Source organism: Massilia horti (genome assembly GCF_004614195.1).
Classification (GTDB): Bacteria; Pseudomonadota; Gammaproteobacteria; order Burkholderiales; family Burkholderiaceae_D; genus Telluria; species Telluria horti.
In genome coordinates this window covers 67,269-87,536 of the sequence record NZ_SPUM01000002.1, presented here as the reverse complement: position 1 = coordinate 87,536, position 20,268 = coordinate 67,269, and the positions used below count along the sequence as shown (strand labels likewise).

General features: G+C 65.7%; 16 protein-coding genes. 12 read left to right on the top strand and 4 right to left on the bottom strand.

From position 1 onward, the window contains the following. Window positions 1-252: 252 nt before the first annotated feature. From edd to E4O92_RS00420, 7 genes are all read left to right on the top strand, one after another. Entirely contained in the window at window positions 253-2,166 is a 1,914-nt protein-coding gene (edd, locus tag E4O92_RS00450) for a phosphogluconate dehydratase (protein ID WP_135187773.1), read from the top strand. Further along, window positions 2,163-2,792 carry a bifunctional 4-hydroxy-2-oxoglutarate aldolase/2-dehydro-3-deoxy-phosphogluconate aldolase gene (gene eda, locus E4O92_RS00445; RefSeq protein ID WP_135187772.1) on the top strand — a complete coding sequence of 210 codons (630 nt, stop codon included), beginning with the start codon at window positions 2,163-2,165 and terminating at the stop codon, window positions 2,790-2,792. Before edd ends, eda begins: the two co-directional genes overlap by 4 nt. Before the next feature lie 43 nt (window positions 2,793-2,835). Continuing rightward, window positions 2,836-3,339 carry a Rhs element Vgr protein gene (locus tag E4O92_RS00440; protein WP_135187771.1) on the top strand — a complete coding sequence of 168 codons (504 nt, stop codon included), beginning with the start codon at window positions 2,836-2,838 and terminating at the stop codon, window positions 3,337-3,339. Between the two features lie 307 nt (window positions 3,340-3,646). Then, a complete protein-coding gene (locus tag E4O92_RS00435; protein ID WP_135187770.1) occupies window positions 3,647-4,153 on the top strand; it encodes a hypothetical protein in 507 nt (168 codons plus the stop codon). A 158-nt stretch (window positions 4,154-4,311) separates the two neighbouring features. Beyond that, window positions 4,312-5,373 carry an alpha/beta fold hydrolase gene (locus tag E4O92_RS00430; protein WP_229482851.1) on the top strand — a complete coding sequence of 354 codons (1,062 nt, stop codon included), beginning with the start codon at window positions 4,312-4,314 and terminating at the stop codon, window positions 5,371-5,373. A 100-nt stretch (window positions 5,374-5,473) separates the two neighbouring features. Beyond that, complete coding sequence (gene rpiA, locus E4O92_RS00425) at window positions 5,474-6,151, top strand: ribose-5-phosphate isomerase RpiA (protein ID WP_135187769.1); 678 nt, start codon at window positions 5,474-5,476, stop codon at window positions 6,149-6,151. Window positions 6,152-6,165: 14 nt separating this feature from the next. Continuing rightward, entirely contained in the window at window positions 6,166-6,495 is a 330-nt protein-coding gene (locus E4O92_RS00420; RefSeq protein WP_135187768.1) for a hypothetical protein, read from the top strand. A 243-nt stretch (window positions 6,496-6,738) separates the two neighbouring features. Here E4O92_RS00420 and E4O92_RS00415 read toward each other — a convergent pair whose 3' ends face one another. Continuing rightward, entirely contained in the window at window positions 6,739-7,011 is a 273-nt protein-coding gene (locus E4O92_RS00415) for an oxidative damage protection protein (protein WP_135187767.1), read from the bottom strand. Window positions 7,012-7,051: 40 nt separating this feature from the next. Continuing rightward, a complete protein-coding gene (argA, locus tag E4O92_RS00410) occupies window positions 7,052-8,365 on the bottom strand; it encodes an amino-acid N-acetyltransferase (RefSeq protein ID WP_135187766.1) in 1,314 nt (437 codons plus the stop codon). Window positions 8,366-8,420: 55 nt separating this feature from the next. Here argA and hrpA point away from each other — a divergent pair, with 55 nt between their 5' ends. From hrpA to E4O92_RS00390, 4 genes are all read left to right on the top strand, one after another. Continuing rightward, window positions 8,421-12,506: an ATP-dependent RNA helicase HrpA gene (gene hrpA / locus E4O92_RS00405; protein ID WP_135187765.1), complete on the top strand. Its 4,086-nt coding sequence runs from the start codon at window positions 8,421-8,423 to the stop codon at window positions 12,504-12,506. Window positions 12,507-12,751: 245 nt separating this feature from the next. After that, window positions 12,752-13,648: a LysR substrate-binding domain-containing protein gene (locus E4O92_RS00400; RefSeq protein WP_135187764.1), complete on the top strand. Its 897-nt coding sequence runs from the start codon at window positions 12,752-12,754 to the stop codon at window positions 13,646-13,648. Window positions 13,649-13,776: 128 nt separating this feature from the next. Next, on the top strand, window positions 13,777-14,550 hold the full coding sequence (gene garL, locus E4O92_RS00395) for a 2-dehydro-3-deoxyglucarate aldolase (protein ID WP_229482849.1): 774 nt from the start codon (window positions 13,777-13,779) through the stop codon (window positions 14,548-14,550). A gap of 32 nt (window positions 14,551-14,582) precedes the next feature. Beyond that, entirely contained in the window at window positions 14,583-15,473 is an 891-nt protein-coding gene (locus E4O92_RS00390; RefSeq protein ID WP_135187762.1) for a 2-hydroxy-3-oxopropionate reductase, read from the top strand. Between the two features lie 63 nt (window positions 15,474-15,536). Here E4O92_RS00390 and E4O92_RS00385 read toward each other — a convergent pair whose 3' ends face one another. Further along, the gene (locus E4O92_RS00385) at window positions 15,537-16,232 is read right to left on the bottom strand and encodes a PRC-barrel domain-containing protein (protein WP_135187761.1); all 696 of its coding nucleotides are present in this window, start codon (window positions 16,230-16,232) and stop codon (window positions 15,537-15,539) included. Between the two features lie 418 nt (window positions 16,233-16,650). On the opposite strand from E4O92_RS00385, the gene E4O92_RS00380 reads away from it, so the two are divergent. Beyond that, window positions 16,651-17,250: a Yip1 family protein gene (locus E4O92_RS00380; RefSeq protein ID WP_135187760.1), complete on the top strand. Its 600-nt coding sequence runs from the start codon at window positions 16,651-16,653 to the stop codon at window positions 17,248-17,250. A gap of 180 nt (window positions 17,251-17,430) precedes the next feature. Here the strand turns inward: E4O92_RS00380 and E4O92_RS00375 are convergent, their stop codons facing one another. Beyond that, the gene (locus E4O92_RS00375) at window positions 17,431-20,265 is read right to left on the bottom strand and encodes an Hsp70 family protein (RefSeq protein WP_135187759.1); all 2,835 of its coding nucleotides are present in this window, start codon (window positions 20,263-20,265) and stop codon (window positions 17,431-17,433) included. Window positions 20,266-20,268: the final 3 nt, after the last annotated feature.

Here is a 20,268-nt window from a genome sequence, read left to right as displayed (position 1 = left end):
TACAGGATTGGCGCGTAAAAACACTACATAAATTTGGTGCGGTGGGATGCGTGGTCCGCGTGCCCACGAGTGCGCACCCTACGGGCCAGGATGCCGCAACAATACAGGCGCTGTCGCGATGTCGATCGGCGTCCGAGATGCTCCTCTGCATAGCGGTACGTTGGCCGCCCGCGCTGCACATTTGAGGGTTTTACATTTGCCCGCTGGAATTTCGTAGTAAAATTTCAGGAATTGAATTCACAAGGAACGATCATGGCCCTGCACCCCGTACTCGAACAGGTCACCAACCGGATCATCGCGCGCAGCCGGCCTTCGCGCACGGCTTACCTTGCCCATTGCGATGCGGCCCGCATCGCCGGCGTGCAGCGCGGCGCACTCTCGTGCACAAACCTGGCGCACGGCTTTGCCGCGTTCCCGTCGAACGACAAGCTCAGGCTGAAGGAACTGACGAAACCGTCCGTGGCGATCGTCTCGTCGTACAACGACATGCTGTCGGCGCACCATCCGTTCGAGTCCTTTCCCAAGCTGATCAAGGACGCGGTGCGCGAAGTCGGCGCGGTAGCCCAGTTCGCAGGCGGTGTGCCGGCCATGTGCGACGGCGTCACCCAAGGCCAGCCGGGCATGGAACTGTCGCTGTTCTCGCGCGACACCATCGCGATGAGCACCGCGGTGGCGCTGTCGCACAACATGTTCGACGCCGGCCTGTACCTGGGCATCTGCGACAAGATCGTGCCGGGCCTGCTCATCGGCGCGCTGCACTTCGGCCACCTGCCGGCCGTGTTCGTGCCCGGCGGGCCGATGACCTCGGGCCTGTCCAACAAGGAAAAGGCGCGCGTGCGCCAGCTGTACGCGCAGGGCAAGGCCACGCGCGAACAGCTGCTCGAGTGCGAGTCGCAGTCGTACCATGATGCAGGCACCTGCACCTTCTACGGCACCGCCAACAGCAACCAGATGCTGATGGAGATGATGGGCCTGCATATGCCCAATTCCGCTTTCATCACGCCGTACACCCCGCTGCGCGACGCGCTCACCAAGGCCGCGGCGCGGCAGGCGGTGGCGATCACGCAGCAGGGCAGCTACATGCCGCTGTCGCGGATCGTCGACGAAAAGAGCATCGTCAACGCGATCGTCGCGCTGCTGGCCACCGGCGGCTCGACCAACCATACGCTGCACCTGGTTGCGATCGCGCGCGCCGCCGGCATCGTGATCAACTGGGACGACTTCGACGACCTGTCGAAGGCGGTGCCGCTCCTGACCCGCATCTACCCCAACGGCGACGCCGACGTGAACCACTTCCAGGCCGCCGGCGGTCCGGCCTTCGTGATCCGCGAACTGCTCGACGCCGGCCTGGCGCACGAGGACGTGAACACGGTGCTCGGCCGGGGCCTGCGCGCACACTGCAAGGAGCCGTTCCTGGAGGGCGACGAGGTGGTGTGGCGCGACCTGCCACAAAACAGCGGCGACGAGGCGGTGCTGCGCCCGGCCTCGAACCCGTTCGGCGACAACGGCGGCCTGGTGCTGGTGAAGGGCAACCTGGGCCGCGCGGTGATGAAGATTTCGGCGGTCAAGCGCGAGCACCACATCGTCGAGGCGCCGGCGCTGACCTTCGATTCGCAGGAGGCGTTCATGCACGCCTACAAGGCCGGCCACCTGAATCGCGACTTCGTGGCCGTGATCCGCTTCCAGGGCCCGCGCGCGAACGGCATGCCCGAACTGCACGCGCTGACCCCGGCGCTGTCGAACCTGCAGGACGCGGGGCATCACGTGGCGATGGTCACCGATGGCCGCATGTCCGGCGCGTCAGGCAAGGTGCCGGCCGCGATCCACGTGTCGCCGGAGATTGTGGCCGGCGGGCCGCTGGGCAAGGTGCGCGACGGTGATATCATCCGCGTCGACGCGACCGCAGGCAGGCTTGAAGCGCTGGTGCCGCAGGATGTATGGGCCGCGCGCGAGCAGGCATGCGCCGACCTCACGTCCAGCCATATCGGCATGGGACGCGAGCTGTTTGCCGTGTTCCGCAAATCGATCAGCGAGGCGGAAGATGGCGCGGCCACGTTCCCGCTGCCGTCGCCACTCGAACCAACCACGCCGCTGCATGAGGGCGCCGATACCGGCGAGATCATGCCCGGTTCCGATGAAGACTTCCTGTTCAGGACCTCGAAATGACCATGTCCCTTCTTGAAATCATGCGCTCGGCGAGCGTAATCCCGGTAATCGCGATTGACGACCCGGAGCACGCCGTACCGCTTGCCAAAGCCCTCGTCGCCGGCGGCATCCGTGTACTTGAGGTGACACTGCGCACCGCGCATGGCCTGTCCGCAATCCGCGCGATGGCCCAGGTCGAAGGCGCGATCGTCGGCGTCGGCACCTTGACCCAGCCGGAGGAATTTGCCGCCGCGCGCGATGCCGGCGCCGTGTTCGGGGTGTCGCCGGGGTTGACGCCAGCCCTGATCGACGCCGCCAAGAAGAGCGGCCTGCCGCTGCTGCCGGGCGTGATGACCCCGTCCGAAGTGATGGCCGCGCGCGAGGCGGGCTTCCGCCAGCTCAAGCTGTTCCCGGCGGTGCCTGCGGGCGGGGTGGGCATGCTCAATGCGATCGGCGGCCCGCTGCCGGACGTGACCTTCTGCCCGACCGGCGGCATCTCCCAGGACACCGCGCCCCAGTTCCTGGCCTGCAAAAACGTCGCCTGCGTCGGCGGCTCGTGGCTCACGCCCAAGGACGTGATGGCGGCCGGCGACTGGGACCTCATCACCGACCTGGCCAAAGCCGCGGCCGCGCTGCGCAGCGCGTGACGTGAGGCGCGTGGCGCGCCCGCTCTGCGCGGGGGAGATAGCCATGACGTCGCTGCTGTTTGGCGGCGCGCTCGACTATTCGCGCGTGCGGATCCACAACCACTGCTATCTGCCGTTCGGTCTGCAGCCGCGCAACTGCGCGATGACGCCCAACGGCAGCATCTACTTCCACCAATCCTGCTTCCTGCCCGATTACTCGCGCGCCGATATCGGCGCCAAGCACTGGTTCATGCACGAGATGGTGCACGTGTGGCAGCACCAGCTGGGCTATCCGGTGCGCTTGCGCGGCGCGCTGCGCATCGGCCTGTCGTATCGTTACGAACTGCGCGACGGCGCGACCCTGGCCGATTACAACATGGAGGCGCAGGGCGACCTGCTGGCCGACTATTTTGTGCTCAAGCACCTGGGCAAACCGGACGCGATGCGCCAGCAGCGCTACCGCGACAGCCTGGCCTTGTTCGAGCAGGTGCTGGCCGGCTTCCTGGACCAGCCGGCCAGCCGCGACAATTTGCATCGCGGCCTGGCGCGCATGCTCGTGCGCGCCTAGAGGTTGTTTCAAAATGAACATGACTGGTTGCGCTCCTTGGCTGCACACGCGGCCTGTGTAAGCCGTAGGGTGCGCACCAGTGCGCACGCGGACGTTAGCGCAGTGTTGGCGTTGACGGTGCGCCACGCGACCGCAACCCAGTTCAATTGTATAGCGCGCGCACCGGTCCTCGGCGGCTCTCGCCGTCGCACCTTGCCCTGCTCATTCTGAAACAACCTCATGGTTTTGCGCTTCCTCAACAGCTTCCTTGCGGCAACATCTTAAAGTTGATGTTGTTATCCTTGACCGTTCCGCTTGCGAGGTCGTAATGAGATCCCCGGTTGTCCTGTCCTGCGTCGTGCTGCTCGCGGCCTGCCCTGTGCAGGCTGCGCAGTCTGGCCGCGTGGGCGAGGCGGAGGTGCGGGAAGGCGCGAACAATGTGCCATGCTTTACGATTTCCGAGCGCGAGGAGCGGCGCGCCGGCGTGCCCAATTTCGACGCCGTCACCGTGAGCGAAACTTCGGGCCGGCGCACGGTGATGTGGCGGATGGTGATGCCGCAGGACAGGACCTTTCCGGTGAGCTTTTCGATGTGCGTCCCCTATGGCGGCCGGGTGCAGGCGCTGCCGCAGACGCCGGCCGCGCGGCTGGAGCAGGGCAAGGTCTACCACGTGCGCATCGACGCCCGGCGCACCAAGGGCGTGACCACTCCCGGCATCTACGAGGCGCGGTTTTGCCTGGCCGCGCAGCACGATGGATCGGTGATCGTGCACCATATCGGCCGCGACGACCACGAGGGCCGCTACCTGTACGGTTGCCGTCCACGGCTGGACTAGCAAGGGTAGTTGCCCTGTGGCTAGAGGGTGTTGACAGCCGGACCTTGAGGCACGTTAAACATCGCTCGCTGCGCGCGCGCGCCTGATTGGAATCCGTCAGCGCTTGGCGTAGAGTTTCGTCAGTTAAAACCTGACAGATTTCCACGACATTCTCCGACATGAACGCAATCAGTCCGTTGGGCGTGCTTGCCCTCAAGAACATGGATCGCTCGCGGCAGGCCCGTGGCCGCGCGCTCGACCAGGCCGGCTATGGCCCGCAAGAGACGCCATTTACCGTCCTGCATACCGAACCGGGCCTCGTACTGCGCAAGTACGGCCAGGACACCCCCGGTGCGCCGGCCGTGCTGCTGGTGCCCGCGCCGATCAAGAAGGCATACATCTGGGATCTGGCGCCGCAAGTGAGCGTGGTGCGGCGCTGGCTGGAGCAGGGGTTCCGGGTGTACCTGGCGGAGTGGGTGCCGGGCGCCGGGCCGGCTTTCGGGCTGCAGGACTATGCCGACCGCTTGCTCGGCGCCTGCCGGTGCGCGATCAAGGCCGACAGCGGCAACGACGCGCTCACGGTCGCCGGCCATTCGCTGGGCGGCATTCTGGCCGCGATCTTCTCCTGCGTGCATGCCGACGCGGTGCGCTCGCTCGTGCTGCTGGAAGCGCCCCTGCATTTTGGTCCGGACGTGGGATGCTTTGCCAACCTGGTCAGCGCAACGCCCCATGCCGGCAAGATCGCGGAGGCGTTCAGCGAAGTCCCGGGCGCTTTTCTGAACGTGGTCAGCGCAATGGCGGCGCCGCACGCCTTCGCGCTGGAGCGGATGCTGGACCGCTACCTGTGCATGGGCAATCCGCAGGCGCTGAAGATGCACATGCGTGTGGAGCGCTGGACACATGACGAATTCCCGTTGCCTGGCCGTCTGTTCACCGAAGTGATCGAATTGCTGTGGCGTGAAGACCGCTTCATGCGTGGCACGCTGCGCATCGGCGACCGGACGATCGGCCCCAGGGATTTGCACGCATCGCTGGTGTCGGTGATGGATCCGCGCAGCCATGTCATTCCGCCGCGGGCGGTGGTGCCATTCCACGACGCGGCCGCCAGCGGCGAAAAATGCCTGCTGCGTTATGAGGGAGATGTTGGCGTCGCCCTGCAGCATGTGGGCGTGCTGGTCGGCGCGAGCGCGCATGCCCGGCTCTGGCCGGCCATCTTCGACTGGCTGGGGACCGCATCCTGATCGCGGCCAAGGCGCTGGCGGCCCGGCCGCGCACCAGGAAATGGAAGAAGATCCATTCGCATCCGCTAAAATGGTGGATTATTCTTCCATTTCCAACATCATGACTCAGGACGAACTCAAGCAAGCGGTGGCGCGCGCCGCCATCGATTACGTGGTCGACGGCGAAATCATCGGCGTGGGCACCGGCTCGACCGCCAACTTCTTCATTGACGAACTGGCCCGGATCAAGGACCGCATCAAGGGCACGGTGGCTTCATCGGAAGCGACCGCGGCCCGCCTGCGCGGCCACGGCATCCCGGTCTACGACCTGAACGACGTATCCTCGATCGCGGTGTACATCGACGGCGCCGACGAGATCAACGCCGGCGGCGCGATGATCAAGGGCGGCGGCGCGGCGCTCACGCGTGAGAAGATCGTCGCGTCGGTGTCGAAAAAATTCGTCTGCATCGCCGACGGCTCCAAGCTGGTCCACGTGCTGGGCAAGTTCCCGCTGCCGGTCGAAGTGATCCCGATGGCGCGCGCCGCGGTGATGCGCCAACTGGAAGCGCTGGGCGGCCAGCCGCGCCTGCGCACGAAGGCCGGGAGCAGTGATCCGTTCATCACCGATAACGGTGGCGAGATCATCGACGTGGCGGGCCTCTCGATCGTTGACCCGGTGGCGCTCGAAACCCAAATCAATCAGATCGTAGGCGTGATCGCGGTCGGCCTGTTCGCGCAGCGCGGCGCGAATGTCTGCCTGCTTGGCAGGCCTGACGGCCTGCAGACGCTGACGTTCTGATTCGCGGGGGCGACATGAAGCGATTGCTGGTGCTGGCGGCGGTGCTGCTGGGCGGATGCGCCATGGTCAAGAGCAAGGTGGAACCTGCGCCGGTGGCGGTGCAGGCAAAGCCGGTACAAGGCCAGCTCATGGATGCTAATGGTGCGCCGATCGAGCGGGTTGCGTTTCGCGCTGGCGTGTCGTCCGCAACCGTGGAGAAGCTGGCCAAGGCGCATGGCTGCACCGGAGGGCAGGGCGCGGGGCTGTTGACCGAGCCGGGGCCGGTGGAGGTCTACCGGATGCAGTGCGAAAACAAGAAGGTGTTCCTCGCGCGCTGCGAACTGCGCCAGTGCCGGCAGATGTAAGAATCGAAGGACGTCATCGCACAGTGTCGCGTGCGCGCCGTAGGGTGCGCACCAGTGCGCACGCGGTCACGGTATGCGGGTTCGCGGCTCCGTTTTGGGCCGGAACCCGTGTGCACCCGTTATCACCGTAATTAGGTACGCGCCTTCTTTTTAAGCCGGAACCGCGTGCGCACAGGTGCGCACCCTACGCGCTAAGCGAACGCCGCCACAGCATTCTGTTCAGCGGCTTCGTTTGAACGACTCTTACTCGCTCGGCGGCACGTAGCCAGCGGCCTGGTCGGCGCCTTCGCCGAAGAAGTGCCTTTCCATTTGCGTGGCCAGGTACTTGCGTGCCCTAGCGTCAGCCATGTTCAGGCGGTTTTCGTTGATCAGCATGGTCTGGTGCTTCAACCAGCTCTGCCACGCTTCCTTCGACACGCTCTCGTAAATGCGCTTGCCCAGTTCGCCCGGGTACGGCGGAAAGTCGAGGCCTTCGGCTTCCTTGTTCAGCTTGATGCAATGGACTGTGCGGGCCATATTCTTTTGCTCCTGGTTCGATTGGTTCTGAAAACCGTGATTATAAGGTCTTGATCAGAACCTGCGATTTGCGCTGCCAGTTGTACATGTGCTGGCGGTCCTTCGGCAGGTCGTCCACGGTGGCGCTGACGAAGCCGCGCTTCTTGAACCAGTGCGCGGTGCGCGTGGTCAGCACGAACAGTTTGTTCAATCCGGCCCCGCGGGCGCGGTTTTCCATGTGCTTGAGGATGCGCTCGCCGTCGCCCTGCGCCTGCGCATCGGGGCTGACGGTCAGGCATGCCATTTCGGCCATCTTCTCATCGGTGAACGGATAGAGCGCCGCGCAGCCGAAGATCACGCCGTCGTGCTCGATCACTGAGAACTGGTCGATCTCGCGCTCGATCAGTTCGCGCGGGCGCTTGACCAGCGTGCCGTCCGCTTCGAGCGGCTCGATCAGCTTGATAATGCCGCCAACGTCCTCAATGGTGGCAGGACGCAGGCTTTCCAGGTTCTCGTGGCTGATCATCGTGCCCACGCCGTCGTGAGTGAACAGTTCCAGCAGCGTGGCGCCGTCCATCTCGTACGGCACGATGTGGGCGCGGTCGACGCCGCTGTTGCAGACCTTGACCGCGTGCTGCAGGTAGAACGCGACGTCGTTCGGCAAAAAGCCCGCCTGCAGCACCGCTTCGGCCTGGTGCGACGACAGTTCGCGGATCTCGGCGCCGGCGGCATCCGTCATCAAGGAGGCTTCGGTGAGGAAGATGAGCTTGTCGGCACGCAGCGCGATGGCGGCGCTCGATGCCACGTCTTCCATCGTCAGGTTGAACACTTCGCCGGTGGGCGAGAAGCCCAGCGGCGAGAGCAGCACCAGGCTGTCTTCGGTGGTCAGGATCGGGCGGATCTTGTCGGCGGCGATCTTGCGGGTCACGCCGGTCAGCTCGAAGTCGACGCCGTCGATCACGCCCAGCGGGCGCGCGGTGATGAAGTTGCCCGAGACGACGTTGATCTGGGCATGCGACATCGGGGTGTTGGGCAGGCCCTGGCTGAATGCCGCCTCAATGTCCAGTCGCAATTCGCCCGCGGCTTCCTTCGCGCATTCGAGCGCGGCGCTGTCGGTGATCCGGATGCCGTTGTGAAAGCGCCCTTCGACATTGCGCAGTGCCAGCTGGTCGGCGACCTGCGGCCGCGAGCCGTGCACCACCACCAGGCGGATGCCAAGGCCGAGCAGCAGGGACAGGTCGTGCGCCAGCACCGGAAGGGCACCGGCGGTGACCAGTTCACCAGGAAAAGCAACGACGAAAGTCTTGCCGCCAAAGGCGTGAATGTATGGCGCGACAGAGCGCAGCCACTGGACGAATTGGGTAGGGTTTTCCATTTGCCGCATTATAATTCGCTGCGCGACTTGCGCACCAAATACCTTGTAAAAATCAATGTCTGAACAGAGTAACAAGCCTGTGCCGAGCGCGGCGCGCGTACCATCGCCAAGTCGCAAGCCCAACGAGCCGCGACCGCGACCTGCCGCCGCCGACGCGCGCACGCACGAGCAGCGTGGCCGGCGCCCCGAGCGCAGCGGCGAGACCCGCGAAGCACACGATACACGGCGCGATGCCGCGGCACGCCCGCCGCGCGCCGCGCGTGAGGACGCGCGAGCGAGCGCCGTGCGCAACCCGCTGCCGCCGATTGTCTTCCCCGAGGACCTGCCGGTTTCAGGCCGCCGCCGCGAGATCGCACAGGCCCTGCGCGAGAACCAGGTGGTCATCGTGTCGGGCGAAACCGGTTCGGGCAAGACCACGCAGCTGCCCAAGATCTGCCTGGAGCTGGGCCGCGGCGAGAAGGGCCTGATCGGCCACACGCAGCCGCGCCGCATCGCGGCGTCGTCGACCGCGCGCCGCATCGCGTCGGAGCTGGGCACGCCGCTGGGCGAACACGTGGGCTTCAAGGTGCGCTTTAACGACACGCTGCAGCCTGGCGCCTGGGTCAAGCTGATGACCGACGGTATCCTGCTGGCCGAAACGCAGACCGATCCGCTGCTGCGCGCCTACGACACGATCATCATCGACGAGGCGCACGAGCGCAGCCTGAACATCGACTTTTTGCTCGGTTACCTGAAGCAGTTGCTGCCGCGCCGTCCGGACCTGAAGGTGATCATCACCTCGGCGACGATCGACGCTGACCGCTTCGCGCGCCATTTCGGCACGCCAGACAAGCCCGCGCCGGTGATCGAGGTCTCGGGCCGCCTGTACAAGGTCGAGGTGCGCTATCGCCCGGTCGAACGCGATGTCGCCACCGCCGCCGGGCAGGACACGGGCAAGCCGCAGTCCAAGGCCCAGGCGGCGCGCGACAAGCGCGACCTGATCGACGCTGTCGTCGACGGCGTGGACGAGCTGTCGCGCCTCGGCCCGGGCGACGTACTGGTGTTCCTGCCCGGCGAGCGCGAAATCCGCGACTGCGCCGAGGCGCTGCGCAAGCACCATCCCCCGCACGTGGAGATACTGCCGCTGTTCGCGCGCCTGTCGGTGGAGGAGCAGGACCGGGTGTTCCGCACCACGAACGCCCGCCGCATCGTCCTTGCCACCAACGTGGCCGAAACCTCGCTGACCGTGCCCGGCATCCGTTACGTGGTCGATTCGGGCCTGGCGCGAGTGAAGCGCTACAGCTTCCGCAACAAGGTCGAGCAGTTGCAGGTGGAGCCGGTGGCGCAGGCCGCCGCCAACCAGCGCGCCGGCCGCTGCGGCCGTGTGGCCGACGGCGTGTGCATCCGCTTGTACGACGAACAAGACTTCCAGCAGCGCCCGAAGTTCTCCGACCCGGAGATCCTGCGCTCGTCGCTGGCCGCGGTCATCCTGCGCATGAAGTCGCTGCACCTGACCGACGTCGAGACCTTTCCGTTCATCGAGCCGCCGCAGGGCCGCGCGATCGCGGACGGCTACCAGCTGCTGCAGGAAGTGGGCGCGGTCGACGAGTCCAACGAACTCACGCAGCTCGGCCGCAAGCTGGCCAAGCTGCCGCTTGACCCGCGCGTGGGGCGCATGATCCTGGCCGCGGTGGACAACGCCTGCCTGACCGAGATGCTGATCGTGGCATCCGCGCTCTCCGTGCAGGACCCGCGCGACCGGCCGATGGAATACCAGCAGCAGGCCGACGAGAAGCACAAGAAGTTCGCGGACGAGAAGTCCGAGTTCCTGTCGTACCTGAAGATCTGGAAGTGGTTCGAGCAGGCGATCGAGCACAAGAAGAGCAACCGCCAGTTGCAGGAGTCCTGCCGCGAAAACTTCCTGTCGCAGCTGCGCCTGCGCGAGTGGCGCGACGTGCATTCGCAGCTCGCGACGTTCGTGAAGGAGCAGGGCTGGCGCCTGAACGAGATGCCCGCGACCTACGACCAGTTCCACATGGCGCTGCTCACCGGCCTCTTGGGCAATATCGGCTACAAGCTGGAGGACGACAGCGCCTATCTGGGCGCGCGCGGCATCAAGTTCAACATCTGGCCGGGTTCGTCGCTGACCAAAAAGCCGGGCAAGTGGGTGATGGCCGCCGAACTGGTCGAAACCACCCGCCTGTATGCGCGCACCATCGCGAACATCCAGCCGGAGTGGGTGGAGAAGATCGGCGCGCACCTCCTGAAGAAATCGTGGGGCGAGCCGCGCTGGGAAAAGCGCCAGGCGCAGGTCACCGCGGCGGAACGCGCCACGCTGTACGGCATTGTCGTGTACAGCCAGCGCCGCATCAACTACGCCCAGCACAACCCGCTGGAGGCACGCGAAATCTTCATCCGCGACGCGCTGGTGGCGGGGGATTACGAAACGCGCTCGCCGTTCTTCGCCCACAACCAAAAGCTGATTCGCGAAATCGAGAACCTCGAACACAAGTCGCGCCGCCAGGACGTGCTGGTGGACGACCAGCTCATCGCAGCGTTCTACGACAAGGAGATCCCGACTTCGGTGGTCAACGGCGCCGGCTTCGAGAAGTGGTACAAGGACGCGGCGCGCGACAATCCCAAGCTCCTGTTCCTGAACCGTGAAGAGCTGATGCGCCATGAGGCGGCGGGCGTGACCACCGAGCTGTTCCCGAAGACGATGAGCGTCACCGGGATCGAGATGGGACTGACCTACCACTTCGAGCCGGGCAGCGTGCGCGACGGCGTGACGCTGGCGGTGCCGTTGTTCGCGCTTAACCAGATTCCGCGTGAGCGTGCGGCCTGGCTGGTGCCGGGCATGTTGAAGGAGAAGGTACACCTGCTGCTCAAGTCGCTGCCGCAGAAGCTGCGTCGACACATGGTGCCGCTGCCGGACTACGCCGCCAAATTCGTGGAGCGCATCCAGGACAGCTTTGGCCGCGGCGACCTGGCCGATGTGCTGATCGCGGATATTCGCGAGCAGACCGGGGTGCAGGTTCTTTCCACCGACTTCAAGCTGGAGACGCTGCCTGCGCACCTGTTCATGAACTTCAAGGTGGTCGACGAGCACGCACGCCAGCTGGACATGGGCCGCAACCTGGCGACGCTGCAGGCCGAGCTGGGCGGACAGGCGCGCCAGAGCTTCCAGAAGATGGCGGAAGCCGTGCCCAGCCCGGCGGCGCCGGTCAAGGCGGCAAACGTCAGCGCACCGGCTGCGGCAGCGAAGGGCAAGGGCGAAGCGGCTGCGCCGGCGCCTAGCGCACCCGCGGCCAGCCAGCACACCAACATCACGAGCTGGACCTTTGGCGAGCTGCCGGAGCTGCTGGAGATTAACCAGGGCAAGCTGACGCTGATCGGCTTTCCGGCGCTGGTCGACAAGGGCACGCACGCCGACCTGGAAGTGTTCGACGACCCCAACGTGGCCGCGCGCACTCATCGGATCGGCCTGCGGCGGCTATTTGCGCTGCAGTTCAAGGAGCAGCTCAAGTTCGCCGAGAAGAACATCCCGGGCCTGCAGCAGATGGGCATGCAGTTCATGGCGCTGGGAACGCAGGAGGAACTGCGCGAACAGATCGTCAACAAGGCAATCGAAATCGCCTGCCTGCAGGACCCGCTGCCGCATGACGCGGCGTCGTTCAACAAGCGCAAGGACGAGGGCAAGGGCCGCCTTGGCCTGTTGATCAACGAGGTCGCTCGCCTGGCCGGGCAGATACTGGCCGAGTTCCACGGGCTGCCGAAAAAGCTGCAAGGGCTGCCGCAGGCCGCCGCCAGCGACATGCAGGCGCAGTTGCAGGGGCTGGTGCACAAGCGCTTCATCTCGGATAACGAGTACAGCCAGCTGGCGCACTTCCCGCGCTACCTGAAGGCGATGAACGTGCGACTCGAGAAGCTGCGTGCGAATGCCACGCGCGATGCGCAGTTGATGGCGGAATGGCAGAACGCCGCCAACCAGTTCCAGCGTTCGGTGCGCAATCAGCCGATCAAGAACATCGACCCGCGTATGGTTGAATTCCGCTGGATGCTGGAAGAGCTGCGTGTGTCGTTGTTCGCGCAGGAGCTGCGTACGCCCATGCCGGTGTCGGTCAAGCGTCTGCAGAAGGTGTGGGAGTCGATGCTGCGTTAGACGAAGGCGTCGGGGGCGCGGGGCCGCCGAGGACCTGTGCGCACGCGGTTCGCGACGGCAGCGTAGTGAAGCGGCGGCCGCAAGTCGGCATGCCGTGACCGCGTGCGCACTGGTGCGCACCCTACGGCGATGTGCGAGCGCAGCCATGCATCTGGGCTGTGCGTGTACTCAAAATGACACGCGACCATGCGATAAGTTGTCGATATTGCATGACATAACTGATCATTGCTGTATCATCGGACCAAATGTTCGAGATCAGTCAGATTCGCTGTTTCATAGCGGTCGCCGAGGAGTTGCACTTCAGCCGGGCAGCGGAGCGTCTGAACATGACGCAGCCGCCGCTCAGCCGTCAGATCCGCCTGCTGGAGCATCAGGTGGGCGCGCAGCTCCTGGACCGCAGCGGTCGCGCCGTGCGCCTGACGGCCGCGGGCAAGGCATTTTTCCCGGAGGCGGCCCGCATCCTGCGCATGGCGGAGGAGGCGGTGGTCACCGCGCGCCGCGTCGCCAAGGGGGAACAGGGCGCGCTGGCCATCGGTTTTACCGCCGCCTTCGGCTACGGCCTGCTGCCCGAAATCGTGCGCCGCCTGCGCGCACGCGTGCCCGGCGTTTCGCTCACGCTCAAGGAACTGGTGACCATGTCGCAGCTCGAGGCGCTCGATGCCGGCCAGCTCGACCTGGGCCTGATGCGGCCCTACGTCGAGCACCCGGAGCTGGACACGGTGCCGCTCGCAAGCGAAGCGCTGATGCTGGCGATTCCCGAGCGCGATGCCGACCATTGGCCCGCCACGCCGACCCTCGACTGCCTGAACGGTAAGCACTTCCTGATGTATTCGCCGTATGAGGCGCGTTATTTCCACCAGCTGGTGAGCAACTGCCTGAATCGCACCGGGGTGATGCCGGACGTGGTCGAGCACGTCGGCCAGATCCATACGATGCTGGCACTGGTCCGGACCGGGGTGGGCGTGGCGCTGATTCCCGGCGCGGCGATGCGGCTGCAATTGAACGGCATCATCCTGCGCAAAGTCGCGACCGAACCAGCCGAGCCGGTGCAGATGCTCTGTTCGTACCGCCGCGACAACGACAATCCCATCCTCCAGCTCTTCAAGCGCGACATCCTGCCCACGTTCCGCTCGCATCGCTGATTCAATTCTTGAATCGCAACCGTCACTCATTGGTTTGATTGGGAATTACTGCCCAGCTACCATGGACTTCCTGGCAAGTTCAAAACAGGGACCACCTGGCGCAACATTAACGTCTGCAGGAGATAGTCGTGGATCACTACACTGGCTTACCCAACCGTTTCAAACGCGACCTGCGCGAAGGCAAGGTGCTGATCGGCTGCTGGGCGACCCTGGCCAACCCGAATACCACCGAAATTCTCGGACTGGCCGGCTTCGACTGGCTGATGCTCGACGGTGAACATGCGCCCAACGAACTGAACACGTTCATCGTGCAGCTGATGGCGCTCAAGGACAGCCGCAGCGCGCCGGTGGTGCGCCCGCAGTCGAACGACACGGTGCAGATCAAGCGCCTGCTCGATGCCGGCTTTTACAACTTCCTGATCCCGTTCGTGGAGTCAAAGGAGGAGGCGGCGCGCGCCGTCGCTGCGACCCGCTATCCGCCCGAGGGCGTGCGCGGAGTATCGGTGTCCATGCGCGGCAACCGTTTCGGCACCGTGGCCGATTATCACCTGATCAGCAACCAGAATATCGCTGTCGTGATCCAGATCGAAAGCCGCGCGGGCGTCGAAAACATCAAGGAGATCTGCGCCGTGGACGGCGTCGATGCGATCTTCATTGGCCCGTCGGACCTGGCGGCCGATCTTGGCCATTTCGGCAATCCGTCGCACCCGGAGGTGCAGGCGGCGATGCGGCGCGTCTTCACTTGTGCGAAGGCGGCCGGCGTGCCTTTTGGCATCCTGGCTCCGGCCGAGGCAGATGCGCGGCGCTACCTGGAAATGGGCGCGACGATGCTTGCCGTGGGCAGCGACCTGGGCCTGTTCCGCGCTGCCACCCAGACCCTGCGCGACAAGTACGCGCTTTGAGCTGAACAAGACTACTGATTACGGAGAAAGCAATGAGCAAGATTGGATTTATTGGCCTGGGCATCATGGGCAAACCGATGGCCGGGCACCTGATCAAGGCCGGGCACGAGGTTTACCTGCACAGCAGGTCGGGCGTGCCGGGCGAGCTGATCGAAGCCGGGGGCAGGGCTTTTGGAACGCCCAAGCTAGTGGCGCAGCAGGCGGACGTGATCATCACGATGCTGCCCGATACCCCGCACGTAGCATCGGTGCTGTTCGATCCCGACGGCGTCGCCGACGGCCTGTCGCCGGGCAAGGTGGTGGTCGACATGAGTTCGATCTCTCCGGTCGAGACCAAGGCTTTTGCCGCCCGCATCGAGGCTCTGGGCTGCGACTATGTCGATGCTCCCGTTTCCGGCGGCGAGGTCGGCGCCAGGGCTGCCAGCCTGACGATCATGGTCGGCGGTTCCGAGGCCGCCTTCGACCGGGTCAAGCCGCTGTTCGAACTGATGGGTAAGAACATCACGCTGGTCGGCGAGCACGGTGCCGGGCAGACCTGCAAGGTGGCCAACCAGATCATCGTCGCGCTCAACATCGAGGCGGTGGGGGAGGCGCTGCTGTTCGCCGCCAAGATGGGGACCGACCCGGCCAAGGTGCGCCAGGCGCTGATGGGTGGTTTTGCGGCCTCGCGCATCCTCGAGGTGCACGGCGAACGCATGGTCAAGCGCACGTTCGACCCCGGCTTTCGGATCGAACTGCACCAGAAGGACCTGAACCTGGCGCTGGCCAGTGCGCGCGCGATCGGCGTGGCGCTTCCGAACACGGCCACGGCCCAGCAGCTGTTCAGTGCCTGCGCCGCACACGGCGGCGGCGCCTGGGACCATTCGGCGATGGTGCGCGCGCTGGAAACGCTGGCCAATTTCGAGATCGGCCAGCAAGCCTGAGTCAGCCGGGCAGCGGCTGTCACAGGCTGTGACAGCCGCGATGCCGCCGGGTTTGTCCGTCTGTCAGGAGGTTCGGCTCCCGCCGCCACCGGCGGTGGTGCTGCCCAAGTCGCTGGCGCCCCTGCTTGTGCCGGCGCCCAGTCCGATGTTGCCGCCCGTTCCACCTTCGCTGCCCGTGCCCATCGCGCCGCCGCCCGTGCCGGTGGTCGAGCCGCCCGAGCCCGAGGAGAGGCCCACGCCGCTTCCGGCGGTATCGCTGCCGGCCATGCCTGCGCCCATGCCCGGACCGGTGCCGGCGCCACCGATCACGCCGCCCGTCGCCACGCTGCTGCCCGGGCCCATCGTCGGTGCGCCTTGACGGGCGGCGTCGGTGCCGTAGAAGGTGTGGACCTGGTTAGCCCACGCGATGTCGTTCATGTTGGGCCAGTTGTCCGGATTGAAGCCGGGGGCGTTTTTCAGCCGCTCCTTTTCGACGTTGAGCACGAAGCGCTTGTTGACGGTATCCAGGTGCAGCGCCGGCCATGGCACGGCAAACAGCTTTTCGCCCATGTGCAGGAAACCGCCGAAGGCCAGCACCGCATAGGCCACCTGACCGGTGTTCATGTTGAGCATGAGGTCCTTGATCTGGCCAAGGTTTTCTTCGGCGCCATTGACGACGCTGTCACCGATCAGCGTGTCGGCCCCCATCAGCTGCGGACCCGGCCCGGCGTCTGCGCTGTCCTTGTACATGCCGAGTTTGTCGCGGTCGAGGTAGCTCATCTCGTTTCTCCCTTTGTGAATATGTGCTGGCTGGCGACACCCGGAACAGCGTAGAAGGCGCGCCGCGAGCACGCTTGATGCTGGTCAATCGTGCGGTAGGGAGGGCGGGGTGAGGCTGGCCAGTGGCCAGCCGAACGAACGCCCACGCGTTTAAACAGAGCGTGCATCAACCGAACGCCCGCCGGCGATTGTTCGACCCGTTTTCGAGGAAATTGACAATATTTACCGGCAATCGTTGCTTTCCGAACAATTCTGGCGCTAGAATCGAACGCGGCTAGCGGGTTGATGTTGCCTCCGGGAGCCGCCGGTCGCGTCGCGCCTGTTCGTCCGATCTCGGCCGCGGTCATGGATTTCCGAAAATACTGTTGCGGGTGCTGGCAACGACACGCCCCGACCTATTAGAAAGGAAAACGAAGCGATGAATCTGATCGAACGCGCCAAGAATATCTCTCTGAACCCGCGAACCGAATGGGAGGTCATTGCTCCCGAAGCGACGACAACAAGCGAGCTTTACACGCGTTACATCGTTCCACTTGCTGCGATTGGTCCTTTGGCCTCGTTTGCCGGAATGACCGCCTTCGGAATCAGCATTCCGATCTTCGGTACGTATCGCATGCCGGTCATGATGAATTTGTCGATGCAGTTGACAAGTTATGTCGTTGCTTTGGTCAGCGTGTTTGTGCTTGCCTTGGTGATTGATGCGCTGTCGCCATCGTTTGGTGGGCAGAAGGGGCAGATTCAAGCGCTCAAGCTCGCAGCCTATGCGTACACGCCCGCCTGGATTGCGGGTGTGCTGCTGCTCCTTCCTTCGCTCAGCAGCCTTGTCTTGCTGGTTAGCCTGTACGGCTTTTATGTCTTCTACCTCGGCGTTTCACCGATGATGCAAGTCCCTAAGGACCGGGCGATAGGGTTTACAGCGGCGACGATCGCGTGTGCAATCGTCCTGGCGATCGTAGGCAGTGCAGTGACTGGCGTGTTCCTGGGCGCTGGGGAGGGACTTTTGGGGGGACGGCTCTAACGGTCGTTGCGTCACCCCGTATCATGAATCACGCAAAACGCATGTCACAACAATAGTCAGCTCCAGATATCGTCGTCCCCGCGCAGGCGGGGACCCATGCTGAGCATCACTTCACGCTGCCTATGGGGGGAACAGCGCCAGTGGCGCTGTTCCCGCCTGCGCGGGAACGACGTGCAATCGCTAATGCAGCAGCTTGAGCCCAGGCGGTAGCGCTTCGCCCAGCATCCGCGTTTCGCTGGCCTGGTCCAGTTCGAGCACCTCGCGCACCATGGCCGGCCATGAGGCCGGCGCGCCGGTCCCCGTCAGGCGGTTCAGCACCGCCTCGCGTACCGCTTCGCTGATATCGCGCGTGCGATCGCCCGTTTTGCGCGCCAGGTGTGCCGCGGCAAAGCCGGCCGGTTCGATCTTCTTCCAGTCCAGTTGCAGCAGTGATTCCAGCCACTGCTGCGCCGCCCCGGCGCTGGCCACCTCGTGCGCGCTGCCGTGCAGCGGCCGGCGTGCGCCCACGCGCGCCAGCGCCCACAGGTAGCGCGCGTAGCGTGCCGTCGTCTTGGCATCGGCCTTGGCGCCAGGCGCCGGCGTGGCCATGATTCTGTCGACCAGCCAATTGCCGATTTCGTCTTTGTACGCTGCCGGAATGCGCTCCAGCGAAGCGCCCAGGCGCAGCATGTCGTCCTCGTTGCCATCGACCAGCGTGGCCGGGCGGTGAGCGCGTTCGTCAGGGTCCGCCTGCAGGTTGAATGCGAAGTCATCGAGCAGGCGCAGCTGGGCCTCGGTATCGAGGCCGCCCGCCACGCGGCGCCAGAGGGTCCACCATTCGGCGCGCACCTGGCTGTCCTTGTGGTACTGGGCACCGGCCTCGAACAGTGGCCAGAGCTGTTCGATGCGCCAGTCGTCGAGCGGATGGCCGAAGCCGGGACGCAGGCTGTAGCCAACCAGGTTGAGCCAGACACGTTCATGCTCGGCAGAGCGGCGGCGGCCCTTGGCTCGGGCGATGAGTGCGTCGAACAGGCGCCGCAGCAGCGGCGTGGTCCAGCGTTCGCGCGCGCCGAGCAGATGTTCAAGCGTGCCGCGCAGCTGGCGCACTTCGCGCGAGTCGACCTGTTTGGAGCGGGTGCCGAAGATGCGGTCGATGCGCGCGAGGGCCTCGATCAGTTGGGCGGGCAGGGCGGCGCCTAATTCCGGCTCAGCCTCTTCCTCCAGGCCGCGCAGCTGGAATTCGAGCTGCCAGCGTTGGTCGCTGCCGTCCGCCGCCAAAGAGTGCACTTCAAGCGTGCCCACTTCCGACAGCGCGGCCGCCAGCTGGACGGGAATCTCGGTGCGCGCAGCGGAATCGACGCCGCGCAGCACGGTGGCGATCGCCGGCAGGCGTACCGCCTCGCTCGCGGGCAGTTCTACCAGATCGCCGGCGCCCGGTGGCCTGCCGCCGGGGTCGGCGATCGACGACACCAGGTGGAAGCGCACCGGGCGGCCAAGGCGCAGCGCGAAGGTGCGCTGTGCCAGCCGGACTTCGGTGCCGGCCTTCGTTCCGCGCGGGAGGATGCAGACGGTGTGGAGCAGCTCGCCGGGAACGTTTTCGCCGTCCAGCAGCAGATAGTAGCTGCGCGCCGCGCCGCTTTCGATCGCCGGCGCCATTCCCTGGCGCGCGAGCGAATAGGCCACACCGCCACGCGCCACCGCCACGTCCGGGTCGTCGTTGTGCAGTACTTTCAAAGGCTGGCCGCGCCACGCGGCTAGCGTGTCGGCCAGGCGCTGCGCCAATGCGTCGGCGCGGAAGACGCCGCCGTTGAGCAGCAAGGCGTCGGGCACAGGCAGGCGGCCGTCGTCCGGCAGGCCGAGCGCGTCGCGCGCCGCCGCCGCATGCTGGCGCAAAAAGCCCGCCAAATGGCGCGTGATGGCCGGGTCGCTGGCATAGGGCAGGCCGAATTCGACCAGCGCGCCACGTCCGCGGCGTGGCGCTTCCTGCTCCGGGTTCAAGGGGAAGAAGCCGTCGAGCACGATGCGCTCGACTTCTTCGCGCGCCAGTGCGGCCGAGCGGCTGGCGCCGATCAGCCGCGAGCCGGAACCGAGCAGGGTGACGGTCGCCTGTTCCGGCGCGTCGGCCGCCAGCAGCCGCTCCTTGGCCGCGCGGGCACGCTCGGTGAGCTGGGCCAGGCGCGCGGCAGACATCCGCTGCGGCGCGGCGGTCTCGTTCTGCCCGGCCAGGCGCGGCTCGAGCAGGTGCGCCAGCGCCAGGTCCATGTTGTCGCCGCCGAGGATCAGGTGGTTGCCCACGCCGATGCGGGTGAGCTTGGGCACGCCGGCGTCCAGCTCAACCTTCACCAGCGTGAAGTCGGTGGTGCCGCCGCCGACGTCGGCCACCAGCACCAGGCGCGTCGCGGCCAGCTCGTCGACCAGCGTGGCGCGGTGCCGGTACAGCCAGTCGTACAGCGCTGCCTGCGGTTCTTCCAGCAGGGAGAGGCTGGGCAGGCCGGCCATGCGCGCGGCTTCCAGCGTGAGCGCGCGTGCGCCTTCGTCGAACGAGGCGGGAATGGTCAGGACGATCTGCTGTCGCTCGAGCGGGGCGTGCGGAAAACGGGTATTCCAGGCAGCGCGCAGGTGCGCCAGATAGCTGGCGCTGGCGGCAACCGGCGACACCTTCGGCACCTCAGGATCGGCGCCCCACGGAAGGATCGGCGCCATGCGGTCGACGCCAGGGTGCGACAGCCAGCTCTTGCTTGATGCGACCAGGCGTCCCGGTGTTTGCGCGCCGAGCGTGCGCGCCAGGCGCCCGGTGACGACCTGCTTGAGGCCGGCGACATCGCGCTGCTGCCATGGCAGTTGCAGGGCGGCGTCCGCAAGCTCGCCTTCGAGCGGGTGATAGCGAACGGACGGCAGCAGCGGCGCGCCGGCCACTTCGCCGGGCGCCACGAGCTGGTCGATCGAAAACAGTTCGAGTCGGTCGGCACCTGGCGCCGCGTAGGCGAGCGCCGTGTTGGTGGTGCCAAGGTCGATGCTGACCAAATATCGGGTCACAGT